This is a genomic window from Rheinheimera sp. (genome assembly GCF_036568245.1).
Taxonomy (GTDB): Bacteria; Pseudomonadota; Gammaproteobacteria; order Enterobacterales; family Alteromonadaceae; genus Alishewanella.
Genome location: NZ_DATCSY010000198.1, coordinates 1 through 7607, shown reverse-complemented (window position 1 = coordinate 7607; position 7607 = coordinate 1). Strand labels below are relative to the sequence as shown.

The window sequence follows — 7607 nt, the reverse complement described above, 5'->3', positions numbered from 1 at the left end:
TTTGACCAATTGTTTTACTTTACCGCCAACGCCGGCAATACAGGACATTTGTGCAGATCCTTCGCGGTCGAGCACTACCGCCAAATCGTTTGCTAACTGTGCGACATTAGAGCAACCTGAACAGGCATATACCAATGGTTTATCTGTGTAATCATCATCCATACTAAGACCCTGTCATGTGGTGAACATGGCCTTAGTGTAGATGCCGTGCCGGTTGAATTATTGATGTATATCAAAGCCGCTGTACGGTTACCTATTCAGAGGTAACAGCGGTGTTAACCCGGACGGCCATCGGCCCGCGGAGTGGTTAACACCGGAAAATATACCAACACATACAGCAGGTAAGCCAGCACCCAACCACCGACGCCAAGCCATAACCACTGCATGGTGTGTGATGGAAACAGCCAGATCAGAGCGGTGCGGCTAACTGCAGCTGCCAATACCAACAAGAATGCCAAAGACATTACGGTATGAGGTTTGAGCATTCGCCCGCTGTGTCCCAGGGAAACTCTTGCCATCATGCTTAAAATCATATTACCCATAGCACCGGCAGTTAACGCATGCAGCGCTATGCTGTTACTGATATTAAAACCGGCATAACGAGCGCTGTATAATGCAAGGCCCAACGGTATGCACCAGTACGCTAAATGCAGTGACCACAGTAGCGGCACTTTGAAGGTGGTCCAGATTTTCCAGCGCAGACAACGCCAGGAGGTTAATATTGCACTAACCGCAAACAGAGCGCTGAGTGTTGCAGTCGGTAAATACCGGTTTAACGCAAAAAAGTGAACAACAAAAATCAGCCACAGTGAAGCAAGAGCCAGGCGATCCAGCCACAGGATGGGTTCGACCTTTTTGGTTTGGGTGCCGTTGGCAGTAAACATTGGCAGTACTCTGCCGCCAACTATTGCCATCAGCAAGGTGATAAGCCAGACCGCATTCTGGCTGCCTAACTGCACGAAATCGTAGCGTTCTGTATAAACGCCAATGTACATCAACGCGTTACAGGCAGTAAGTAATAACAGTACCGGCACAAAGAACAAATTACGTTGTTGCCCAACCTGTATTAGAGGCCGGGCCAGTAAAAACGCGCATACGGGGAGAAAACTGAGATCGACGCTGGCGACCAGGTACAGTGGTAAGTCCTGGCCGAACAACAGCAGCAGTCGCGCACTTAGCCACAGTAGACTGATAAAAAGCAGGCTGTTTCCATGTGGTGCCCTAAGCCCGGTCCAGTTTTGTACTGCCGTGAGCAAAAAACCGATAACGATAGCACTGACAAAACCAAATAACATTTCATGGCTGTGCCAAAAAAGCACATTGGCGAAGGGCGTGAGTTTTATCTGGCCTGCTAGCGTCAGCCCCCACAGTAACATGGCGACAGTGCTGAATATGGCACCAAATAAGAACATAGGACGAAAAGCCTGGCGTAAAAGTGGTAGCAGCTTTTGTTCTGTTGCCAGATCGGTAATTTGCATTATTTATCCTCGCAGTTTAAAGCGTCTCTATCATCAAGCAAGAAGTTGTCTGAACGTGCTGCAGCGAGCTTTTGCTGGTACTGCGCAGCCTGATTGGCAAAAAACATCGTAATCATACAAATTGCCAAAACACCGTATAAAATCATAAAACAACCGGTAACTATGCCCAGTATATCCTGAGCGACTCCGAACAATATTGGTAGTGTACAGCCACCGAGCGCTCCTATAGCGGCGACAAAACCGCCGACACTGCCCATATGATTTGGGTAGTAGTCGTGGATTACCTTGTAAACACTTGCACGGCCAAAACCTTGTGCTACACCGATAATGAAAATGAGCAAGGTAAACCACCAGACATTGATACTGATTTCAAGGTGCACATCTTTTTCCAAACCGTGGATCACTAATGTCGTTGGGGGGTAGCTTAGAAAAAACAAACACACTATACATACCCAAAACACGCTCCAATTGACCGCTCGGCCACCATAACGGTCAGCAAACCAACCTCCCAGTGCCCGAACCATAGAAGACGTAGCCGCAAAAAACAGCGTAAATGCCATAGCCTGCTGCTCGTTCATACTGTAAGCCTGCATGTAGTATTGCGGTAACCACAGTAACAGAGCTAAAAAGCTACCAAAGACAAAATAGTAATACAATGAAAAGCGCCAGATACGGGCATCTTTGTATAGCTGTTTCAGCTTTTTTTTATTGATCCACGCCTCTTGCAATATAGGTTCAGCAGGCGCCAATAATGCGAAAAGCAGACTGATCACAAGCATACCTGCGCCATATATCGGGCCAACCCATTGCCAGCCCGCGTATTCAATCGCAAACGGCACCAAAACAAAGGTAATGGCGACCCCAGCGTTGCCTATGCCAAACAATCCAAGAGCGCGCCCCTGACGGCTCGAGGCAAACCACTGGCTTACATAACGCACACCCAAACTAAAGGAAACTCCGCTGATACCAAACCAAAAGCCAAGCAACAAATAGCTGCTAAAGCTGTCGGCAAACGGTAGCAGCAAGAGTGCAGGGATCACCGCCAGCATCTGCAATAGCCATAGCTTTCTGGCGCTGAAACTGTCTGCCAGCATACCCATGGGGAGCCTGAATATGGCGCCGGTAAGAATTGGTGCTGCGAGCAAAATACCGTATTCAGTAGCACTTAATGCCAGTTGTTGGCGTAATGTTATCCCCATTACGGCATAGAGTGTCCAGACAGAAAAACAAGCAGAGAACGCCAGCGTTGCCAGTAGTAATGCCCGGTTTGCCCCGTTATAGGTGGCTTGCGTCAGTGAGGTTGGGACTGTCATCAATACCCCATTTAACAGAATTCTTTTTCAATTAGCAGTGTAGCGCTAATGCAAGCGTAAAAAAGCGACAACGAAGGTGTACCTCAAAAGCGTTAAAACACCGAAGAATCGAATTGCTATTACACCGAAGTAGGTATGTCGCTCTGAAGTGTTGGGCGTTGGGGGCAATATTGCGACTACCTACTAATAGGTATCACGTTGTTTTTATTGCTTAAAAATAGATTTTTGCATTGTCTTACATCAATGATTTTGCCTATTGGTCTGTTTACACTTGCAGCAATTTAATGTTGATCCCTTGGAGGATGTTATGGCTGGCCCTGCTTTAGCACAACACGCTGGCAGTAGGTTAAACCTGCTAAATTTGGCTGATCAAAAGATAAAAATGCTGCATCTGACCTGGTTTGCATTTTTTCTGACCTTTGTAATGTGGTTTGCGCACGCACCACTGCTAATTCATATAAAACAGGCATTGGCACTGAGTGACACTCAGATCAAAGCACTGCTTATTTTAAACGTCGCTATCACGATTCCTGCACGCATAGTGGTTGGCATGCTGGTTGACCGTTATGGTCCGCGCATCATGTACTCTTTGTTGCTGTTTATCTCTGCACTGTTGTGTATCGGCTTTGCGTTTGCTGATACCTACTCGGCACTGGCACTGTTCCGTTTTCTACTGGGCTTTGTCGGCGCCGGCTTTGTGGTTGGCATTCGCCTGGTGGGAGAATGGTTTCCACATCATCAGGTTGGCACTGCGGAGGGCATTTACGGTGGCTGGGGTAATTTTGGCTCGGCAGCCGCAGCGATGACTTTGCCAGCTTTGGCATTAGCCTTTGGTGGTGAAGATGGCTGGCGCTACGCCATAGCTTCAGTGGGTGTAATCAGCGCCGTGTATGCCTTGGTATTTTATAAATTTGCCCGCAATACGCCTAAGGGCTCTGTGTACTTTAAACCTAAAAAAACCGGCGCCATGTTGGTAACCAGTTGGGGAGCGTTGTACGGTTTAATCGTGATGAATATCCCTATGTATCTGGCATTGGCAATGCTGGCCTGGCGCTTGTCACCGGCAGGTGTGAACTTATATTCGGTAGATATGATGTATGCACTCTGGGCAGGCTTGATAGTTCTTTTTGTGGTGCAAACACAGCAAACCTGGCGGATTAACGTTGAGCATCTGCGTGCAGGGGTACCAGAGACAGATAAATACAGCTTTAAGCAGGTGGGCATATTAAATATCGCCTACTTTGCCACCTTTGGTTCTGAACTGGCTGTGGTATCTATGTTGCCGTTGTACTTTTTGGAAACGTTCGAGGGTTTAAGCGCAGTACAAGCGGGGTTGCTGGCATCGGGTTTTGCCTTTATGAATCTGGTATCAAGGCCTATGGGCGGTTGGTTCTCTGATAAATTTGGCCGGCGCAAAAGCATGCTTATTTTAATTGGTGGTTTGGCCGCAGGTTACTTTTTAATGGGCATGATGGACAGCCACTGGTGGATCCCGCTTGCCGTGTTGGCCACCATGGCATGTAGTTTCTTTGTTCAGGCCGGTGAAGGTGCTGTATTTGCCATAGTGCCGTTGATTAAACGCAGTATGACAGGGCAAATTGCTGGTATGGCTGGCGCCTATGGTAACGTAGGTGCGGTAGTGTACTTGACGGTGCTAAGTTATGTCAGTTATAGCATGTTCTTCTATGTAATTTCTGCTTCAGCATTAATTGGTCTTGTTGCAGTAATGTTTCTGCAAGACCCGAAAGGCCATATTGTTGAGGTCGGCGAAGACGGTACAGTGCATCGTATTAATGTCGGTTAGTGATACAGGAATACTTAAGGATATACAGGTGAGTGCAGCACAATTGCAGCTTAAGTACGGTGGTGTGACTGATGCCGGCATTAAATTGGCGAATGAAGACGCTATCGCAATGGAAGTGCCGGGCGATGCTCACCTGTTAACGTTTAAAGGTGCTTGTTTTGCTCTGGCCGATGGTGTTAGCACTGCAGAAGCAGGACAGCAGGCCAGTGTTACGGCTGTACAACGGTTTTGTAAAGAGTACTATCAAACGCCGGATAGCTGGTCTGTCTCTTATAGTGCGCAGCAGTTGTTAGCAACCATTAACAACGAGTTGTATGCATTGAGTCATCAGTTTACCTATGAGCAAAAAGGCTATCTGACCACTTTCACGTCTCTGGTGCTAAAATCGCAAACCGCGTACTTTTTTCATGTTGGTGATAGTCGTTTATATCACTGGCGCGCTGGTGTTCTTAGTCAATTGAGTGTTGATCACACGACTACCTTGTCAGGCCAACGCCAGTTTTTGGCCAGGGCATTGGGCATGGACGCGAAAATCGAACTGCAAACAGGAAGTGTAAAGATAGAACCCGGCGACAGATTTTTGCTTTGTTCAGATGGTATTTCCGATTTTATCAGGCCTGACATACTACAAGCTGTGGTTACCAAAGCCTCAGATTTGGCAGCTACCGCTCAGCAACTTAAAACACAGGCTTTAGCCAACGGCGCTGACGATAATGTCAGCCTCATTCTGGTAGAGGTCAGTGCGGTGGCAACGCAAAGTCTGGAAGATTTGAGCGAGCATCTGAACCGTTTACCTTTTCCACCGGCATTATCGGTAGGTATGAAATTAGATGGCTATAAAGTCGTCAAAGAGTTGTTTGCCAGCAGCCGCAGCCATCTATATCTGGTTGAAGACGAAGAAAATCAAATTCAGTTTGTGCTTAAGTGTCCTTCGTTAAATTATGAGGATGATACGGCCTATATTGATCGATTTGTCCGTGAAGAATGGATTGGGCTTCGAATTTCATCAGAATATGTTGTCAGCGTGATTCGACAAACAAGGCCGCGCAGCTTCTTGTATTATTTAATGGAATATTTACCGGGGCAAAGTTTGGAAAGCTGGTTTGAACAACAACCTAAGCCATTAAAACCAGCTGTAGCGATACAGTTAGTAAAACAGATTGCCAGGGGGCTTACCGCTTTTCACCGCATGGGCGCGATACATCAGGATTTAAAGCCTGGCAACATTATGTATCTGTCAGATGGCAGATTAAAAATTGTTGATTTTGGTTCGGTATTTATTGCCGGACTGGCTGAAATATACAGCCCTTTGCAACATGAGGCTGCTCTGGGAACCGCAGCTTATTCAGATCCGCATTACTTGCTAGGGCACAATTCTGGCGTACAGGGCGATATTTATGCACTGGCCACTATAGCTTATGAACTCTTCAGCGGCGGTCATTTACCTTATGGCAACGCAGTCGAAGAGTGCCGCACAGCGTCGGACTACGATAAACTGCGATATCACAATGCAAGTCAATTTAATGCAGTGATCCCTACCTGGTTTGATCGGGCACTGCAAAAAGGTGTCAGCCTGGATTTATCACAGCGCTATCAGAGTATCAGCCAGCTATTGACTGATTTACAGCAACCCAATCCGGCATTTTTGCACGAAGAAGTAAAGCAAGAGCACAAAACCAACCCGTTGCTGTTCTGGCAATTGTTATCCGGCTTTTGGTTTATTACCTTGTTGCTGGTGGTATGGCTGTTTTTGCTTCGGCGCTAATGTCAGCTTTTCGGCCGAAATGCTTTAATCACCGCTTCATTGCACTCAAGGTAAGGCCCGTTCATTAAATCGATACAATAAGGCACTGCCGGAAACACGGCATCGAGGCACTGACGAATGGCTTTGGGTTTACCTGGCAGGTTAATAATTAAGCTGCTTCCGCGTAAACCTGCTGTCTGGCGGGACAAGATGGCGGTTGGCACGTATTTTAGTGACTCAGCGCGCATCAGCTCGCCAAAACCAGGCATCATTTTGTCACATACTGCTTCGGTCGCTTCAGGTGTTACATCACGCTTTGCCGGGCCGGTGCCGCCGGTGGTGACGATTAAACAACAGCCATGTATGTCGGCCAGCTCGCGCAATGTTTGCTCAATTAACGGCTGCTCATCCGGAATAAGCCGGTATTCGGCCAGCCAGTCGCTGGTTAAATAATCTTTTAGCGTATCAATAATAGCGTTACCTGAGATATCTTCATAAATACCGGCACTGGCGCGGTCGCTTACGGTAACAATGCCAATTTTGGCCTGTAGTGTCGTCATTGGAGTTCCTGTGTTGTGCTGTATCGGTCAACCCTGCTAACCAGTCGCCATCCCGGCTAAATTTAACCAGAAGCCATTACTGTCGGTTGCACTAAGTTGCTGCGGTGCGGCACCGTTAATATTGGCCTTAAATTTCGCCAGCCAGTCAAAGGTACCTTCGACCTGGGGACTTAACCGCACTATATCAACTGTATCCGCCATAGTATTGAGTTGGTTGACTAAATTGTAGCGAAAGCCTGATTGGGTCTGAATACCGTTGAGTACAAACACGTCTGTGCCATCCTGGCTTTTTACCTCGCGCCCGGCAGGATAATTAATGCAGCATAGTTCACATTGATCCTTACTGCGATTTTCTGAGCGGGCAGTGAAGCAGCGGCCGCTCCAGGCCAGCGGCAAGTGGCCAAAGGCAAATACTTCGGTATTGAAACAGCAGCGTATATCAGCAATAACGCTTTGGCTTAGTATTTCTGCAAGCCACTGACCTGACAGTTCTACCGGCATAACCCAGCGGCTAAGTCCCATACTGATAAGCTGACGCAAAGTATGCTGGTTGTAACAATTAATCGCCGCGCCCGCTACGAACGGCAGGTTTTTTTCCTGCAACATACTGATAGCGCCGACATCGTTGGCTTCAACTAAAAATTCACCGTTATCAATGTACTTACGTAACTCCCGTAGTTCGCCGGGCGCTTCATACAAGGTCATAGA

At 47.4% G+C, this 7607-nt stretch carries 7 protein-coding genes; 2 read left to right on the top strand and 5 right to left on the bottom strand.

Annotated elements, in window-relative coordinates:
* The 3 genes from VIN66_RS08980 to VIN66_RS08970 all read right to left on the bottom strand — a co-directional run.
* The coding region (locus VIN66_RS08980; RefSeq protein WP_331923663.1) for a putative zinc-binding protein at positions 1–162 on the bottom strand (162 nt) is incomplete at its 3' end.
* A gap of 113 nt (positions 163–275) precedes the next feature.
* A complete protein-coding gene (locus tag VIN66_RS08975; protein WP_331923662.1) occupies positions 276–1478 on the bottom strand; it encodes an NnrS family protein in 1203 nt (400 codons plus the stop codon).
* On the bottom strand, positions 1478–2791 hold the full coding sequence (locus tag VIN66_RS08970; RefSeq protein ID WP_331923661.1) for a nitrate/nitrite transporter: 1314 nt from the start codon (positions 2789–2791) through the stop codon (positions 1478–1480). The genes VIN66_RS08975 and VIN66_RS08970 overlap by 1 nt, the downstream gene beginning before the upstream one ends.
* Before the next feature lie 307 nt (positions 2792–3098).
* Between VIN66_RS08970 and VIN66_RS08965 the strand changes: the two genes are divergently transcribed.
* Both VIN66_RS08965 and VIN66_RS08960 read left to right on the top strand, forming a co-directional pair.
* Complete coding sequence (locus VIN66_RS08965) at positions 3099–4595, top strand: NarK family nitrate/nitrite MFS transporter (protein WP_331923660.1); 1497 nt, start codon at positions 3099–3101, stop codon at positions 4593–4595.
* A gap of 28 nt (positions 4596–4623) precedes the next feature.
* Complete coding sequence (locus tag VIN66_RS08960) at positions 4624–6360, top strand: protein kinase domain-containing protein (RefSeq protein WP_331923659.1); 1737 nt, start codon at positions 4624–4626, stop codon at positions 6358–6360.
* A 2-nt stretch (positions 6361–6362) separates the two neighbouring features.
* Here the strand turns inward: VIN66_RS08960 and mog are convergent, their stop codons facing one another.
* Both mog and VIN66_RS08950 read right to left on the bottom strand, forming a co-directional pair.
* Positions 6363–6899: a molybdopterin adenylyltransferase gene (gene mog, locus VIN66_RS08955; protein ID WP_331923658.1), complete on the bottom strand. Its 537-nt coding sequence runs from the start codon at positions 6897–6899 to the stop codon at positions 6363–6365.
* A gap of 36 nt (positions 6900–6935) precedes the next feature.
* Positions 6936–7607: U32 family peptidase (locus VIN66_RS08950; RefSeq protein ID WP_331923657.1), on the bottom strand; the 672-nt coding region annotated here is incomplete at its 5' end.

Bases quoted from the DNA above. Each gene is read 5' to 3' on its own strand.
- mog (WP_331923658.1), bottom strand. From the start codon at position 6,899: ATGACGACACTACAGGCCAAAATTGGCATTGTTACCGTAAGCGACCGC.
- VIN66_RS08975 (WP_331923662.1), bottom strand. From the start codon at position 1,478: ATGCAAATTACCGATCTGGCAACAGAACAAAAGCTGCTACCACTTTTA.
- VIN66_RS08970 (WP_331923661.1), bottom strand. From the start codon at position 2,791: ATGACAGTCCCAACCTCACTGACGCAAGCCACCTATAACGGGGCAAAC.
- VIN66_RS08965 (WP_331923660.1), top strand. From the start codon at position 3,099: ATGGCTGGCCCTGCTTTAGCACAACACGCTGGCAGTAGGTTAAACCTG.